Raw genomic sequence first — 16888 nt, forward strand, 5'->3', positions numbered from 1 at the left:
TTGCCGTATTGATAATTTATAGACGTTATAATAAAATGTTTATGTATATGTAAACTTAATTTATTTTCGTTTGTTTTTATTGTAAGGTTGGGCAGTGTTGATAACAATAAAATAATGGATATATCACCTGCAAAAAGAATGAAACCAATACGGAGAAGATGATTTCATTAAAAATTCGAAAAATAAGCGTTATTAGCTCTTGAAGAAAAATTACAAGCATATGGAAAATAGGGTTATACAAAAAGTTCTAAAGGGGGACGGAATTATGGAGAAAGGAAAGTATTCAGTAACACCACAAGATCGAATGAATTATGTATTAGGTCTTTATTCTGCAGATCAACAAATTAATGCAGTTCTTTATTTTCCTGTAGGTATATCCAAGGAAATACTTGAAGAATCAGTAAGGATAACGTTGCAATTGCAACCAGTTTTGAACAGCCGGTTTGTAGAAAATGATATTCCTTACTGGGAGGAGCATTCATCTGACACTAACTCATCTATTTGCTTTTTTGCAGAAGGAAATAATCAAGAACTTGAAATAATGGCAATAGATTTTATTAAGGAACCTGGTGATCGTATACAGGGGCCTATGGTTCAAACGAAATTATTACGGGGCACTACAACAGATATGTTAGTTGTGAAATTATCTCATCTATGTTCAGATGGTGCAGGAGTCAAGGAATATATTAAATTGCTTGGAACAATATATACTCACCTTTCATTGGGACGGTCTAAGAAGCAAATTATAAAGGAATTTGATGAGGGAAATGAGAGTTGTCGAGATCAATCACATGTATTCAAATACGCTGGAATATCGGACATAAAAAGTGCGTATCGTCCTAACCAAGAACAACAGGCATCGTTATGGTCTTTTCCATCTCAACCTAACAAAAATAAATTTCCCCAAATGTCCGTACGGCGATTGAGCCATGAGCAAACTCTACGTTTAACCCAATGGACAAAAGCTCAACAGGCTACCTTGAATGATGTAATCATGACTGCATACTTCCGAGCTTTATCACATTTCACTGTGTATGCAGAACCTCGCACTGCAGAAAAAATGATTGGCTTGACAATTGATTTACGTCGATATTTGCCTAATAATACAACTGGTGCTATTTGCAACTTATCTGGTATGGAAATGCCAGTGATTAAAATGGAAGACGATGAAACATTTAAGCAGACTCTTGTTCGAGTTAAACAATCAATGGATAAAATAAAGTCTCGAAATCCAGGTCTTTCTTCAGCAGCAGGAATGGAGCTACTGGCAGAAATGAAGCTATCTACAGTGAAGGAAATGTTTAATCAGCAATATGAACAGGCTGTACAGATGGGAATGGCGTTACCGTTACTGACAAATTTGGGAGTAATCGCTGATGAATCTATTCAGTTTGGTGAAATTCAAGCTGAGGACGGGTATATGACATCACCTATTATGTATGCACCATTCTTTTCAATGGGAGCAAGCTCTTATAATGGAAGGCTTACATTGACGATCGGTTATCATGCGCCGGATACATCAAAAGAAAAGGTAGAAAAATTTTTAGATAGTGTTGCTAGTCAACTATCAGAAATAAAATAAAAGAGAATATAGAGACAGATTTCTAACAGAATTGTATTTTAGGGGCTCGTATCATGTACGGATAATCTCTGGAAATTTTCTCTGACCGCACTTGCCTTTATGCTTTATATGCAATGGGAATGGTAGTGAGAAACAATTTGTATCGTGAAAAAACAAGATATATCGGTATAAAAACAATAAAACAGAGCTGATTTAAATTACACTTTGAATCAGTTCTGTTTTGCTAGTGTGATGGTCCTTACAACAAAAAAGTAGGCTGTATCCGGTTAGGGTAAAGCGGATTTTTAATTTTTTTGAAAATAAAGTTGACATCCATAACTACTTAGTCATACAATGTAGATGTAATAAGTGATACTGAATAGTTCGGATTCACAAAAACTGTTCAGTAAAAAATTCGCCTTAGTACTCTGTGATACTGAATATAAGTCAGACAGAATAGGGGGTAAAGGAGGATCAGGACATGGAAAATTTAACTGAAATGCTGAAAGGTTCACTGGAAGGGTGTGTACTGGAAATCATTAGTCGCCGTGAAACGTATGGCTATGAGATTACCCGCCACCTGAATGATCTTGGGTTTACCGAAGTTGTGGAAGGTACGGTGTATACCATCCTCGTACGATTAGAGAAGAAAAAGCTTGTGAATATTGAAAAGAAACCATCAGATATGGGACCGCCTCGTAAGTTTTATTCATTAAATGAAGAAGGCCGCCAGGAGCTTGAATTGTTTTGGGAAAAATGGGATTTTGTATCGTCAAAAATTAACGTCTTGAAGTCAAAATAGGTTCATAAGATAAAATGTTCCGGCCGATACTTTGGGAATTTCTTGTTCGGTTTTATAAAAAAGGAGGAAAATAAGATGTTAGAAATGTTCAAAAAGTTAATTGGTGATAAAAAAGAGTACAAAATGATGATGGCACGAGTTGAGGCTCTGCCAGAGGACTACCAATTTGTATTTAAGAAAATTCAAAACTACATGTGGAATTTTTCAGCGGGTAACGGGATGGATATGTTACACATACAGTATGAATTAATCGATTTGTTCGAAGCGGGTGCAGCGGAAGGAAGACAAGTGCTTGACATTACTGGGGATGACGTGGCTTCCTTTGCTGACGAACTAGTGGCAAATGCTAAAACTTACGTCTCCAAGTATCGTGAAGATTTGAATGAAAGTATTATGAAGAAATTGAGAAAAAAATAAATGGAATAAGTAGTACCGACTGATTAGCTGGTTACACATATGAATTGCCATCATAGCTATTCAGTTATATTTTTAACTCGGTACTAAGTAATACAGAATATCAGTGATACTAAATAGATAGAGGTAAATAAATAGTCTTCGCAAAACATTTTTATAGGGAGGAAAAAAGTATGAGTCATGCAGCGATTTCTGTAAAAGGCTTGAAAAAATCCTTTAAAGATAAGGAAGTTTTAAAAGGGGTAGATTTTGAGGTGCAGCGTGGAGAAATTTTCGCGCTGCTAGGCTCAAATGGAGCGGGAAAGACGACAACGGTCAACATCCTTTCGACACTAATGAAGCAAGATAGCGGTGAAGTAAGTATTTGTGGATTTGATGTACAGAGTCAACCAAATCATGTTCGTCAAAGTATCAGTTTGACAGGGCAGTTCGCAGCTTTAGACGGTATGCTGACTGGGAGGGAAAACTTGATAATGATCGCCAAATTACGTGGTGTTTCCAATCCTGCTCAAGTTGCTGACAATCTACTTGCAAGATTTAGCCTGACTGATGCAGCAAACCAAAGGGCAGATCAGTATTCAGGCGGGATGAAGCGCCGGCTTGATATCGCGATGAGTTTGATTGGGGCGCCAGCAGTTATTTTTCTTGACGAACCAACGACTGGACTTGATCCTGAAGCGCGAATCGAAGTGTGGGATACAGTCAAGGAACTTGCTGGTAGCGGTACAACTATTTTGCTTACGACTCAGTATTTGGAGGAAGCAGAACAACTGGCAGACCGTATCGCTATTTTGCATGGCGGAAAAATTATTACGACAGGTACTCTTGCTGAACTAAAAGAGATGTTCCCGCCAGCAAAAGTAGAGTATATCGAGAAGCAGCCGACGTTGGAAGAAATTTTCCTTGCAATTATCGGTAAAAAGGGGGAGATGTAAATGAAAAGCAAAACAGGGGTATTACTAGGGCGCTTAATGCGTAATATTATGCGCAGTCCGGATACAATTATTACAGTAGCGATTACACCGATTATGATGATGCTATTGTTTGTCTACGTGTTTGGCGGCGCAATAAAGACAGGAACGGATAACTACGTTAATTATTTATTACCTGGAATTTTACTAATGGCTATCGCATCCGGTGTAGCTTACACTTCCGTTCGACTCTTTACGGATGTAAAGAGTGGGCTGATGGCACGTTTCATTACGATGCCTATTAAGCGCTCATCGATATTGTGGGCTCACGTTTTAACCTCTCTGGTTGCTAATGTTCTTACTATCGTGGTGGTTATTCTTGTTGCGCTCTTAATGGGCTTCCGTTCCAGTGCTAATATTCTAGAATGGCTTGCAGTAGCTGGGATACTAGGAACGTTTACGCTAGCGCTTACATGGTTAGCTATTATTCCAGGGCTGAAAGCGAAATCTATGGAAGGGGCGACAGCATACTCGTACCCACTCGTTTTTCTTCCATTTATTAGTTCGGCCTTCGTACCTACCGAAACGATGCCAAAAATTGTTCGTGCATTTGCTGAGAATCAGCCTGTAACTTCAATCGTGAATGCGATTCGTGCTCTTTTATATGAAGGAACTGTTGGAAACGATATTTGGATTGCGCTTGCTTGGTGCGTAGGTATAATGGTCATCTCTTACTTTTTCGCCAGTAAAGCATTTAAACGTCAGTTAGGGTAAGAAACGTGATAAACGAAACCTTCAGGAATAATATATATTTAGAAAAGCACGGGAGATTTTCCGTGCTTTTATTATTTATCATGCTCTCATTGTAGTAAATGAAATGGTATTTAAAAATAGGATAATTATCCAGTGATAAAGCTTAATATTTGAGGCTCACTGCTTATGGAATGTATAAGCACACTCGTTTTTGTAAATCTGCTAATACTTCATCGGGTATTTCTTTGATTTTAATATCCTTCCCTAGAAAAAGCAGCCAATTTATTATTTCCGTCACTTCATCGGGATTGTTAACATTGATAAAAGTTTTTAAAATGGCTGTGGATTGGTAAGGATTAGTATAAGATATTGAAATTTTTAAAGGATGGTATTTTTTGAACTGGGCAATTGCTTTTGGTCCAAGTTCAAGTACCAAGTTGATTATTTCGTCCTTCTTACTTAGTTTTTCTAAAATCTTTTTCTTATTGAGTCTTTTATTCGTCGTGTATGGTTCGATATTGATGAGATCATCGACAGGAAACATCAACTTCTTTTCTTCTTTTAAGTCAAATCCTTCAATAATCCAATGGCTTTTTTCTTGATAAAGGTGTAATAGATAAATTGGATAAGACTTGATTTCTTCATCTTCTTTAATGGTAATCAATAAATGGTTATCCAAAAGAAGGATTTGAATGAGTTTTTCTAACATAGGATGGGGGAGATCAGAAAGCTCAAGTAGATCGGGATTATGAGGGTTAGTCCCTTGGAAAAGCAAGAGTTGATTTAAAAGAACAAGGTCATCTTGCTGGGTTTCTGAAATAAGTCCTAGTAGTTTTTCGGCTAAAGATTGACGACTCTTTAGATAGGGAAGTTGTTGATTTCTTGTAGCCATAAAGGCAATAAAAAGAGCTTTCACTTCATTATCAGTAAAGCGAACAACGGGTAAGATAGAATTATGCATAACAGAATATCCCCCAGCTCTTCCGACTTCAGCTACAAGTGGCATCCCCATAGCTTCAATTTCTCTAATGTCTCTAATAGCTGTCGATCGTGATATGTTAAATTCTCGTATGATTTCAGAAATTGTAAAGTGGGAGCGGTTGTTGATATATCGCATAATTGTATTAATCCGTTCAACTTTTTTCATTGGAGTCTCCTAAACAGTATCATTTTTTGACATGATTTAAAGATATTATAAACTCATCAGATGAAAAGATAAATCGTTTGATTAATAAAAAAAGAGGCAGGTTTTGAATATGAAAAATTATACGATAGAAGAAAAAGATAGCTTTATTGTGTTAGGTATTGGAACTGAAATTAAGAGCGAATACACAGACTTTGCTGGAATAAATAAAGAAAAGGAAGATTTTTGGTCGGCTGTTAAAGAAGATGGAAGGCTGGACGCTTTAAAAGCTTTAGCGACAAATGAATACATTTTTTCTGTGAGCGAAGCGGTGAATAACAAAATGATGTATTATGCGGGTGTCATGACAGAAGCACAAATAGAAGAATCTAGAGTAATCCAGTTTCCGAGGGGAGAATACTTAGTAGTGAAAGGGGAGGACAAAACGGCTGAAGAGCTAAGTAATAAGTTGACTGGCATCGCCTTCGGTCAAGCTTTACCAGATGCAAATGAGTTTGCTTATGTTGGTGGACCAAATACGACGGTTGAGATGGGGAAAAGAAACGGCTTAGTGTTTGGTGAAATGTGGATTCCAGTTGTTAGGAAGTAAAGTGATAAAAGGTACAAATATGGGAAGTAGAGGCTAACAATCTTGGATTGTTGGCCTTTTTAACATGAATATAATATTCATATGCTGCTCCATAGTATGTTCTGATAAAATGGAATAAAAGGGGATTACTGTAAGGTGGTGGTGGGGTGAATAAAAAAAGGCTATTTGAGCTATTTATAGTAACGTTTGTTTTTCTATTCCTTCATGTAAGTACATTTACAAATGAGAAGTTTAACGATAAATTGGGTGCTTTTACTTACATTGTTTTATTTCTTATGCTTACTATCAACGCTATATTTATAGAAAGGTATTTTGGTGATATACAAAAGTGGATTCGAAATATTACATGTTGCTTTATTCGTAGTGGTTTTAGTAGCTCTATGGATAGGTTATTTTTAGTCCTTACTTAAGAGAATGAGAAATATGTGATTATACTACATTTGATCCGATAATATTACTTAGCTGCATCGGTTTATATTAATCTTTTCTCTCCTCAATCATGATAAAATGTACAATAGGAAATTTTATGTAACATAAAGGGGGAAGGTTTATGGTCAGCTTGAGTACCTTGATAGCTTTTGCAATTGTTTCGCTTAGCATGGTTTGTTCACCTGGGCCTAATATGATTTATCTCATTTCCCGTTCCATTACGCAGGGACGTATGGCGGGATTTATTTCTTTATTGGGCATCATGCTCGGATTTGTAATCTATATAATCGCAACTATGTTTGGACTTACAGTTCTATTCCTTGCTGTTCCCGCTGTATATGAAGTAGTAAAGTGGGCAGGTGCTGCTTACTTACTCTGGCTAGCTTGGAATTCGATTAAACCGGGTGCTATATCTATTATGGAACCTCGTACGATTTCTAATGAACCACCACGGAAATTATTTTTAATGGGACTCATGACTAATCTTCTGAATCCAAAGATTGCTATTTTGTATGTATCACTTTTACCTCAATTTGAAGATCCAGAGAAGGGATCGTTGCTTTTTCAAGGTGCAGTTTTGGGGCTTACGCAAATCACTGTTAGCTTTATAGTTAACCTTCTAATTGTATGTACAGCAAGTAAAATTGCGAAATGGTCTGGCACACATCCAATGTGGCTGCGAGTGCAGCGTTGGCTTATGGCAAGCGTCTTGACAGGTCTTGCGGTACGTTTAGCTTTTGAACGTCGACAGTAAGAGTATCTAAAAAAATTGAAAATCTTTTTTATGAAGAAATTAAATTTCATAGTGATGGTACAACAAGTACAGAAGCGAATCTTACCCATGTATATGGAGAAAAAGGAACATATACTGTGGAACTAACAGTGGAGGATAGTAAAGAACAAACAAAAGTTACTGTAAAACAAGATCCGCAAACAGGTGGATCCCTCGAAGAGGAGAAGGACTCCCCATAGGCTTGTAAAAGGGAATCTGATTACTCCTGATCAGACAGATGTTTATACGTTTGATGTTACAGTTCCGAAAGAAGTAGATATTTCTGTGATAAATGAACAAAATATTGGGACGACATGGGTACTTTATCATGAATCAGACATGTAAAATTACGTAGCTTGTGGTAAAGATGAAGGAAATACTATAAAGGGAAAATTCGTAGCGAAACAAGGAAAATATTATTTGAATGTGTATAAATTCGATGATAAAAATGGTGAATATTCATAAAGTATACTTAATATCAGTAATTCATGTAATTAGGAGTGGTTTCTATATTTAGAGAAAATACAAAAAGGATAATTTTGTCATTAGTAACAAATCCAATACTAATAATTGTATACGGGATTTTTTGTTATGAGTTGGCCTTATACTGTAAGTACGGAAGAATGAATTATAATATTTACATTTTGTTATTGTGTATAGTACTTTTTATATCCATAACTACATTTACTACAATGCGGGTGATAAAAAATAGAGAATATGAATCTAAAAAATTAACAAATTCAATAGCATGGAGATCCATTTCTATTATCATTATTGTTGCAATTACATCATTTTATGGGATGCAGATTTATAAAAGTGCAATAAATTACAATGGCAAATTGGCATGGTTTATAGAAAAGTTAAAACATGAAAGGTCAGTTAAACTTAAACATAATAATATATATAAATCTGGAGTAGAAGGTATTTTTGAAGATATAAATAAAAAATATCCTTTGCCAAAGAAATTGTATATGGCAACTGATTTTGATCTTACATTTCATTCAGATGGAACAATCACAGCGTTTGATACATTTGTTTATGGGAAAAATGTTGATGGGAAAGAAGAAACTTATTTAATCTCTTATAATAAGAAGAAATCAGAAGATATTACTATAATACGAGATGGATATGCAAATCCCGATTATAATGATGATAAATTAGTAGAACCTTTAATTAAAACGGTTAAGGCGATCCCAGTTAAGCAAACGGTCAAAAAATGGAATGAAAGTAAGTATGGGTTGATTTATTATGGAAAAAGAAATTGGGGATCCAATACAGAGGGGATTATTAATATTACTGAGGATGGTAAGAGGCAGAGTGTTAAAGAAACAGCTTCTGATATCATTGGATATACTGTATCTATATTTGTCCCTGGAAAAGAGAAAGAGCTAGTCCCTGCTAGATATAATTTAATAAGTGACGCAAGTTGGAGTAAATCAAAGACGCCTCCAAAAGAAGATATGCTTAAAGAGAAGGAACAACAAGATTTAAAGAATGAAAAAGAACAGTTTTTCCTATCGAAAGAAGTTGGTTATAAACTAAATATGACAGATAAAGCATTAGGGAGCGCCTTTTATTCATTAAGCAAGACTAGTGATGAAGGGAAAACATGGGAGGTTATCAATCCAGACCCATTTAATGGGGGGATTGGTAGTGTATCAGGAATCACTTTTATAAATGATAAACTTGGGTTTTTAGGAGCAATTAGGCCTTCTGGTAATGAAGGAGAGTTATATCGCACAGATGATGGGGGAGTATCTTTCAAAAAGGTAGAATATCCGCCGCATGAAGTGAAATTAGATTATACACAGTCCACAATAACTCCTTTTGATTCACCTAGTATGCCATATGAGAAAGATGGGGTTTTTAATATGTTAGTTGGACAAGGGGCAGATGGAGACTACAATGGCGATAGTAGTGCACTTTATCAATCAAAAGATAACGGAGAGACATGGGAATTTGTAGAAGAAGTGAAAAAGAAATAATCAGAATGTTTTTTTAAAAATAAGGTAACTACTCAGCTATACATTTCATGACGGACAGGAAGAATTTACGAGTGAAATAATTAAAGTTCTTTTTCATGCTGGAGATTGGTTAATATGGTCTACTATTCTTGCATCTTCCATCATGTATACTGTTACTTTATATAAGAATCATCCAGATATCAGAAAAATTATACATGCTCGTTTTGAAGAAATAAAGCAACGAATAAAATATTAATGTAACTAATAAAAAACGTTATTCTTTCTAGTAATTTTGCTTATTTAGAAAGAATAACGTTTTTGTTTTTTAATACTCAAGTAATAGTTTACCTGCAGTTCCTATCATATAATTTATTGAATTTTAATATATGTTATGTATAACAGATATTTACCTTATAAAATAAGGGGGGAATATTATGACTGAGACAAACGAATCTTTAGGAGTTAATTTGAAAAAAGATGTGAAGTTTTCTATTATAATTCCTGCACACAATGAAGAAAAGTACATTAGAAAATGTTTAGATTCAATTGCAAAGGCATCAGAGGCATATAAAGAGCAAACGGAAGTTATAGTTGTTTTAAATCGTTGCACAGATAAAACAGAGGAAATAGCAAAATCTTATAATTGTGTTACATTGAAAAATAATGATAAAAACTTATCTAAAATCCGGAATGCAGGGGCAAAAATAGCTAGTGGAGAAATAATCGTCACTATAGACGCTGATACGATAATGACAGAGTCTATGTTGTCTAATGTAGATAAATATTTAGCTTCAGGTAAATACATTGGTGGTGGGGTAAATGGGAAGTTTGAAAGAATATCTTTAGGAATATTTCTCTCCGCAATGTTAATCATAATCCCCTTACTTTTTAAGTACGGAGCTATATCTGTAGGGATTTTTTGGTGCTATAGAAAAGATTTTATGGCAATCAACGGATTTAATGAAAACATGCTTATGGCAGAAGATGCAGATTTCGCTAAACGTTTAAAAGAGTGGGGAAAGAAAAATAATAAGAAATTCGGTACTATTAAAAATGGAATGATAACTTCATGCAGAAGATTTGATACATATGGAGACTGGACTTTACTTAAAAATCCAAAAGTAATTTTAGCTTATCTAAAAGGAAATGATAGAAAATACGCAGATAAGACATATTATGATAACCAAGAAAGATAAAAATGGAGAAAATCAGAAGAGGATAGCTAGTACTTTTTTAGATATACTGAGAATCCAACTTAATTTAATAGATATTATAAGAAAACCATCAATTTGATTACCCTTTTTCAAATTGATGGTTTTTATTTTTGAAATAAATATGTATTTTTTTATAAAAATATTTTTTGACCCCCATAAAACTTTGTACTCCTCCGAATATGTATAGTGAAAAAAATAAATAGAAGAAAAATGACTATGAAAGAATATAGAAGTATTAATAAAATTACTAGATTAAGTGGCATCCAAAACGGAAGGATGAAATTACCAATTATATAGAGAAGAGTTATTCAAGGATTGCAGATAAAATAGAAAATGAATAAGCAAAACGAACGGTAGAAAATAAGAAAGTAGATAAAAATACAAACTTAACTTTAGTGCCGAGAGAAAAGGAAAAATCATTAAGAAAACGTTAGACTCTAAAAATATAACTAACAGCAAGAAAACAAGACCGAAGAAAAGTACCAAGAAAATCTGGTTAAATGGTCACTTTTGTAGTGGCCATTTTGCTATTTGAAGGAGGCTGGGAGATTACAAGTGTTGAGTTTAGTAATGAAGATCTTAAGAAAACCGAAAATAGAAGATATCGTATGTAACATACAAAACAACGAAGAAGATAAAGAAGCGTTTATCGTACAGTATCAGCCTTTTATTAGAAAATCAATCTCATCTGTCTGCCGCCGATATATTACAGAACAGGATGATGAATATAGCATTGGATTGTTTGCATTTAACGAAGCAATTGAACAGTATTCCTATACAAAAGGAAAATCCTTTTTAGCGTTTGCTGATCTTCTTATAAAAAGAGATGTAATTGACTATATACGTAAGGAGTCTAAACATAACTTTGTCTTTTTAAAAGAAGATGAGCAAGAGGAAATGTTAGAAATGCAAGTGTCGCTTACGGAGTATATGAAAGAGATGGAAAATAGTAACCGTAAGGAGGAAATTCTTCATTTTCAAAGTGTGCTAGCTGAGTTTAAAATCACATTCTCAGAGCTTGCTAAAGAATCTCCTAAGCATCGTGATACGCGTGAGCACTTAATAGAAATTGTAAAAATTATTATAAAAGAAGAGGAAATGATGGAAGAGCTGTTCCGAAAGAAAAAGTTACCGCTTAAACATATTGAACCGCGTGTTAGAGTAAGTCGTAAAACGTTGGAACGACATAGAAAATACATTATTGCAATGTGTATTATTTTTGCAAACAACTATACATATATTCTGGATTACATAAGAGGGGAAAAGCATGATGAATAAAGGAATTGTGATGGATATAAAAAAGCATAGCGTAGTTGTTTTAACACCAAATGGAGAGTTTATTACGTGTAAAAGAAAAGGGGATTCTTGCATGATCGGGGAGGAAATCTCATTTGATGAGCAAGAACAAAAAGCATCGCATTTTTCGATCCCTTCCTTTTTAAAACCTGCATCAATACTTGTTGCTTGTTTTCTATTTGCAGTGCTGTTTTTCTACAACCAACCAGAAGAAAAAGTATTTGCTTACGTCTCAGTTGATATAAATCCAAGTTTAGAGGTGAGCGTAACGAAGGATTTTCGTGTTATAGATTTACAGGCTTGTAATGATGATGGAAGGCGTATTTTAAAAGAATTGAAGCAATGGGAAAATAAACAATTACAAGAAGTAATACGTACTATTATAAAGCAAAGTCAAGAGGATAAGTATTTAACGAATGATAAGCAAGTTATGCTAACAGCAGTTGCAAAGGACAAGGCGCTAGAACCACAGTTAGAAAAGGCAATGAAAGAATTGAAGAAAGAATATGAGTTAAAACATATTACAGTTGAATATCAAAGTAGCACGATGCAAGTACGAGAGAATGCTAGAAAAGCTGGAATTGGCACAGGTGTCTATATAAAGCAAGAGAATGAGAAAAACAAATCGCTTACTCCTCCTGCCACGCCGCCTAATCCGGTGGGAAATGAAGAAGAGGTGCAATCACAGCCGGAGTCATCTCCTGATGCATCAATGGATTTATCTCCTGTAGACGAAAAAAAATATGAAAAGCAAGAGCAGAAAGAACAAAAGAAAACAGAGGAACAGCCATCGAAGCAAATAAAAGAAAACAATGGAAGAGGATCTCAGCAAGAAAATAGAGGGAATCAACAGGAGAATAAAAGTAGAGAAGCTCAACAAGGAAATAATGGGAATCAGCAAGGGAACAACGGAAGAGGATCACAACAAGGGAATAATGGAAATGGGCAAGGGAACAACGGAAGAGGATCACAACAAGGAAATAATGGAAATGGGCAAGGGAGCAACGGAAGAGGATCACAACAAGGGAATAATGGAAATGGGCAAGGGAACAATGGAAGAGAATCACAACAAGGAAATAATGGAAATGGACAAGGGAACAACGGAAGAGAATCACAACAAGGAAATAATGGGAACGAGCAAGGAAACAACGGAAGAGGGTCACAACAAGGGAATAATGGAAATGGGCAAGGGAACAATGGAAGAGGATCCCAGAAAGAAAATGGTGGAAACGAGCAAGGGAACAATGGTAGGGGGTCTCAACAAGAAAATAGAGGCCACCAGCAAGGGAATGAAAAGAAGAATCAATAGAATATGGAAGTGAGAGATTCATTTCAAAGCTAAAAGGATTTCTCTCGCTATTGTGGGCAGTAAAACTCCCATCTCAAAATTTGGCTGGGCAAAGAAGTTAGGTGGGAGTTGGGCTGCTTGTAAATGCCCAATTGGTGAGGGCTGATTAAAGTTACACTTTATTATTTTATAGTTCTATTAAGAAGGAGTATGTGAAAAATATAATGGAGAAAAACATTCAACAAGACAAAGATAAAGAAAAACCTGTTTTTTATGATCCGAAAGGAAGGAGAAACATAGCCTTTATTTCGTTTCTATGTATCTCAATAGTTAGTGTAGGTGTTGTATTCTATTTTTTCTTTCAAAGTATTTTTTCAACACCAGAAATTCCAAATATGAATACCGCTGTACAACAAGATACTAAACTTGTACCAATTAATCAAAAACTTAGTGATCAGCAGTTAAAGAAGGAAGAATTTAACCCAAATACCGAAACGAAGGATAATAAAAATTTGGTGAATCCGCCGAAGGATAGTAAACAACCTAAAGAAGTGTATGGTTTTTACGTAAACTGGGATGAAAATAGTACCGCTTCTTTAAAAGAAAATATCGATTCCTTAACTACGTTAGTACCAGAGTGGTATCATTTAAAAGCAGATTTAACGATTAGAAGTGAGATCAAACCTGAGATAGTAAAGTTGGCAGAAAAAAATCAAGTGAAGATTATGCCTTTGCTTACTAACTATACTGAGGAAGCTTCTGGTCCTGATAGTGGGCTAATTCATAAGTTACTGAATTCCTCAAATGATGTAAAGACAAAGTTTATTAATGATTTAGTAAGCCAAGTTAAAAAGAATCATTTTTCAGGAATTAATATTGACTTTGAGGCCGTACCTGAAAGTGATAGAGAAAACTTAACAAATTTTATGAAAGAACTTACTACGGAATTTCATGAACATGATTTGCTCGTTACACAAGATGTTCCAGCTAATGATAAGGCTTTTGATTATAGTGCGTTAGCAAAAATAATAGATCGAATGATTGTAATGATGTACGATGAGCACTATGGAGCCGGGGAACCAGGACCAATTGCTTCAAATAAATGGTTCCAACATACATTGAAAGAACTGAATATTCCGTCTAATAAGCTTATAGTTGCTTTCGGTAACTATGGATATGATTGGGAAGTAAATAGTAAAGAAGCTGCGAAATCATTAACTTTTTCAGAAGTTATGGCAATGGCTCAAGGTTCAAATATGAAAATTCAATGGGATAAGAGTAGTGGAAATCCTTATTTTAGATATAAAACAGGAGAGAAAGAACATACTGCTTGGTTCTTAGACAGTGTTACTCTCTATAATCAAGTGAAAATTGCAATGGAGAACAATGCAAAGGGCTTTGCATTATGGAGACTAGGAGCAGAAGACCCTACAATATGGAAAGTTTTAAAAAATCCTATTGAGGCACAAAAAAATCCTAATGTATTACATAAAATCAATAGTTTAGATGAAGTAAATTATTCTGGACAAGGTGAAATTTTACAGATTGAGAATGAAAGAAAAAATGGATTGAGAGATTTTAAAGTAGGCAAAGATGGTTATATTACAGATGAAGTATATCAATCCTTACCATCTGCATATGAAGTGCAACGATATGGAAAACCAAATGGGAAACAAGTAGTATTAACATTTGATGATGGACCAGACCCGAAATATACGCCAGAAATTTTAGATATATTAAAAGAGAATCAAATAAAAGCTGCTTTTTTTGTACTTGGTGAAAACGCACAACTAAATACTAGTATTGTAAAAAGAATATACGATGAAGGGCATGAAATTGGGAATCATACTTTCAAGCATCCTAACATAGCTGATACGTCTTTACTACGAACGAAAGTAGAACTTAATACGACGCAACGTTTAATTCAGGAAGTAACTGGACATTCTACGGTTTTATTTAGACCGCCATATGAAGCGGATGCTAACCCGGATTCATCAAATGAAATATTGCCTATTTTACGTGCACAAAATATGAACTATACAATGGTAGCGGAAAAAGTTGATCCCGAAGACTGGGCAACACCATCAACAAATGAATTAGTAAGACGTGCTCTTAATCCTATTTATAAGGGAGAGGGAAATATTATTCTTCTCCATGATGCGGGAGGGGATCGTACCCATACAGTAGAGGCGCTCCCAATCATTATTAAAGACTTAAAAAAGCATGGATATAGTTTTGTAACAATTTCAGATTTAATGAATAAAGAACGAGATGAAATTATGCCTCCTGTTTCTTCTGAGGGGAAGCAATATTTACTTTACAATAAAGCTGTCTTTTCAGGAGCTGGATATTTTAAGCATATATTAACAACTATTTTTTATATTGCTATTGGATTAGGGATTTTTCGATTTTTATTCTTAATTTATTTTGCATGGAAGCAGAAAAGAAAAACGTTATCTCGATATATTAATTCGTCTTATCAACCTTTTGTTAGTGTTGTCATAGCAGCATATAATGAAGAAAAGGTGATAGCTAAGACGATTCACTCAATTTTGGATAGTAATTATAGAGAATTTGAAGTTATTGTTGTGGATGACGGATCGACAGATGGTACGTCAAAAGTAATGCAAGAAACATTTTATAAACACCCTAAAGTTCGTCTCATTCAGAAAGAAAACGGGGGGAAATCATCGGCAATGAACCTAGGGTTTCAACAATCGCGAGGAGAAATCATTGTCACTTTAGATGCGGATACTATTATTGCGCAAGACGCTATTTCTCTGATGGTTAGACACTTTGAAGATCAGAATGTAGCTGCAGTTTCAGGTAATGTCAAAGTGGGGAATAGACGGAATTTGTTAACTACTTGGCAACATGTTGAGTATATTACAGGGTTTAATTTAGAACGTAGAGCTTTTGATGAGTTAAATTGTATTACAGTAGTTCCAGGAGCTATTGGGGCGTGGCGCAAGAAGAATGTAGTTGAATCTGGATATTTAAGCGAAGATACATTAGCAGAAGATACGGATCTTACTATTACATTTTTACGTCAAGGGCATAGAATTGTATATGAAGAAAAAGCGCATGCTTTTACGGAATCACCTGAAGATGTGAAAAGTCTCATTAAACAGCGATATCGTTGGTCATATGGTACACTTCAATGTCTTTGGAAACATCGAAAAGCGTTGTGTAATTCAAAACATAAAACATTAGGGTTTATTGCACTGCCTAATATGTGGTTATTCCAATATGTTCTGCAATTCATTGCTCCTTTTGCAGATATATTAATGATTATAGGACTATTTAGTAGTAATCCGCTAAAAGTTTTAGGGTTTTATCTTGTATTCTTTTTAATGGATCTTCTCGCTTCTCTGTTCGCATTTAAATTAGAGGAAGAGAACCCAAAACCATTGGCATGGTTAATTTTACAACGTTTTATTTATCGTCAATTTATGACTTATGTTGTCATTAAATCTATATTCTCATCGCTTCGAGGAGTAGCGGTAGGGTGGAATAAACTAAAGAGACTGGGGAGTGTTAAACATTCCACGGAACATAAGGAGGCATCATAAAAGGGCAGACTATCTGCTCTTTTTTTCATTGGTTTTAGTTAGTTGAATGTAGAGGTGTAGTATAAAAACTGCTGCTTCTATAATGAGATTCCTATTCATCATTAATGGTGAGACATTATGTTAAGCTAATCCTTTAGTTTCGGATTACATTTTTTTTATATTTTTTTAAAATGACGGAC

Annotated in this window: 13 protein-coding genes and 3 pseudogenes; 15 read left to right on the plus strand and 1 reads right to left on the minus strand. The window is 34.9% G+C overall.

From position 1 onward, the window contains the following. Positions 1-265 precede the first annotated feature (265 nt). From MKY38_RS05205 to MKY38_RS05225, 5 genes are all read left to right on the plus strand, one after another. On the plus strand, positions 266-1582 hold the full coding sequence (locus tag MKY38_RS05205; RefSeq protein WP_341050249.1) for a condensation domain-containing protein: 1317 nt from the start codon (positions 266-268) through the stop codon (positions 1580-1582). Between the two features lie 460 nt (positions 1583-2042). Beyond that, entirely contained in the window at positions 2043-2363 is a 321-nt protein-coding gene (locus MKY38_RS05210) for a PadR family transcriptional regulator (protein WP_000429487.1), read from the plus strand. A 75-nt stretch (positions 2364-2438) separates the two neighbouring features. Then, entirely contained in the window at positions 2439-2780 is a 342-nt protein-coding gene (locus tag MKY38_RS05215) for a DUF1048 domain-containing protein (protein WP_000891986.1), read from the plus strand. A gap of 170 nt (positions 2781-2950) precedes the next feature. Beyond that, positions 2951-3712, plus strand: coding sequence for an ABC transporter ATP-binding protein (locus MKY38_RS05220; RefSeq protein WP_065224190.1), 762 nt, complete (start codon positions 2951-2953; stop codon positions 3710-3712). Next, positions 3713-4462: an ABC transporter permease gene (locus tag MKY38_RS05225; RefSeq protein WP_065224191.1), complete on the plus strand. Its 750-nt coding sequence runs from the start codon at positions 3713-3715 to the stop codon at positions 4460-4462. A gap of 163 nt (positions 4463-4625) precedes the next feature. On the opposite strand, the gene MKY38_RS05230 is transcribed toward MKY38_RS05225, so the two are convergent. Continuing rightward, positions 4626-5588 (minus strand): helix-turn-helix transcriptional regulator, encoded by a 963-nt coding sequence (locus MKY38_RS05230; protein ID WP_341048288.1) that lies wholly within the window; start codon positions 5586-5588, stop codon positions 4626-4628. A 109-nt stretch (positions 5589-5697) separates the two neighbouring features. On the opposite strand from MKY38_RS05230, the gene MKY38_RS05235 reads away from it, so the two are divergent. The 10 genes and pseudogenes from MKY38_RS05235 to MKY38_RS05280 all read left to right on the plus strand — a co-directional run bounded on the left by MKY38_RS05235 (position 5698) and on the right by MKY38_RS05280 (position 16709). Continuing rightward, positions 5698-6174, plus strand: coding sequence for a GyrI-like domain-containing protein (locus tag MKY38_RS05235; protein WP_065224193.1), 477 nt, complete (start codon positions 5698-5700; stop codon positions 6172-6174). Between the two features lie 146 nt (positions 6175-6320). Next, positions 6321-6573 (plus strand): annotated as a pseudogene (locus MKY38_RS05240) (DUF3963 domain-containing protein). Positions 6574-6724: 151 nt separating this feature from the next. Continuing rightward, positions 6725-7357 (plus strand): LysE family translocator, encoded by a 633-nt coding sequence (locus MKY38_RS05245; RefSeq protein ID WP_341048289.1) that lies wholly within the window; start codon positions 6725-6727, stop codon positions 7355-7357. Positions 7358-7386: 29 nt separating this feature from the next. Beyond that, a pseudogene (locus tag MKY38_RS05250) lies at positions 7387-7840 on the plus strand (pre-peptidase C-terminal domain-containing protein); the annotation flags it as partial. Positions 7841-7875: 35 nt separating this feature from the next. Beyond that, the gene (locus MKY38_RS05255) at positions 7876-9360 is read left to right on the plus strand and encodes a WD40/YVTN/BNR-like repeat-containing protein (protein ID WP_078384663.1); all 1485 of its coding nucleotides are present in this window, start codon (positions 7876-7878) and stop codon (positions 9358-9360) included. A 40-nt stretch (positions 9361-9400) separates the two neighbouring features. After that, positions 9401-9595: pseudogene (locus tag MKY38_RS05260) on the plus strand (hypothetical protein); the annotation flags it as partial. Positions 9596-9773: 178 nt separating this feature from the next. Next, on the plus strand, positions 9774-10535 hold the full coding sequence (locus tag MKY38_RS05265) for a glycosyltransferase (RefSeq protein ID WP_065224196.1): 762 nt from the start codon (positions 9774-9776) through the stop codon (positions 10533-10535). 573 nt (positions 10536-11108) lie between these two features. Next, positions 11109-11831, plus strand: a complete 723-nt coding sequence (gene sigI / locus MKY38_RS05270) for an RNA polymerase sigma factor SigI (protein ID WP_002082432.1) — start codon at positions 11109-11111, stop codon at positions 11829-11831. Further along, positions 11821-13158, plus strand: a complete 1338-nt coding sequence (locus tag MKY38_RS05275) for an anti-sigma factor domain-containing protein (protein ID WP_000981224.1) — start codon at positions 11821-11823, stop codon at positions 13156-13158. Before sigI ends, MKY38_RS05275 begins: the two co-directional genes overlap by 11 nt. A 203-nt stretch (positions 13159-13361) precedes the next feature. Beyond that, positions 13362-16709, plus strand: coding sequence for a glycosyltransferase (locus tag MKY38_RS05280; RefSeq protein WP_341050253.1), 3348 nt, complete (start codon positions 13362-13364; stop codon positions 16707-16709). Positions 16710-16888 lie beyond the last annotated feature (179 nt).

Source organism: Bacillus sp. FSL R5-0585 (assembly GCF_038004545.1).
Taxonomy (GTDB): Bacteria; Bacillota; Bacilli; order Bacillales; family Bacillaceae_G; genus Bacillus_A; species Bacillus_A cereus.

What these genes read in the sequence shown, in the direction of transcription:
- MKY38_RS05205 (WP_341050249.1), top strand. Translation starts at nt 266, where the DNA reads ATGGAGAAAGGAAAGTATTCAGTAACACCACAAGATCGAATGAATTAT.
- MKY38_RS05210 (WP_000429487.1), top strand. Translation starts at nt 2,043, where the DNA reads ATGGAAAATTTAACTGAAATGCTGAAAGGTTCACTGGAAGGGTGTGTA.
- MKY38_RS05215 (WP_000891986.1), top strand. Translation starts at nt 2,439, where the DNA reads ATGTTAGAAATGTTCAAAAAGTTAATTGGTGATAAAAAAGAGTACAAA.
- MKY38_RS05220 (WP_065224190.1), top strand. Translation starts at nt 2,951, where the DNA reads ATGAGTCATGCAGCGATTTCTGTAAAAGGCTTGAAAAAATCCTTTAAA.
- MKY38_RS05225 (WP_065224191.1), top strand. Translation starts at nt 3,713, where the DNA reads ATGAAAAGCAAAACAGGGGTATTACTAGGGCGCTTAATGCGTAATATT.
- MKY38_RS05230 (WP_341048288.1), bottom strand. Translation starts at nt 5,588, where the DNA reads ATGAAAAAAGTTGAACGGATTAATACAATTATGCGATATATCAACAAC.
- MKY38_RS05235 (WP_065224193.1), top strand. Translation starts at nt 5,698, where the DNA reads ATGAAAAATTATACGATAGAAGAAAAAGATAGCTTTATTGTGTTAGGT.
- MKY38_RS05245 (WP_341048289.1), top strand. Translation starts at nt 6,725, where the DNA reads ATGGTCAGCTTGAGTACCTTGATAGCTTTTGCAATTGTTTCGCTTAGC.
- MKY38_RS05265 (WP_065224196.1), top strand. Translation starts at nt 9,774, where the DNA reads ATGACTGAGACAAACGAATCTTTAGGAGTTAATTTGAAAAAAGATGTG.
- MKY38_RS05275 (WP_000981224.1), top strand. Translation starts at nt 11,821, where the DNA reads ATGATGAATAAAGGAATTGTGATGGATATAAAAAAGCATAGCGTAGTT.
- MKY38_RS05280 (WP_341050253.1), top strand. Translation starts at nt 13,362, where the DNA reads ATGGAGAAAAACATTCAACAAGACAAAGATAAAGAAAAACCTGTTTTT.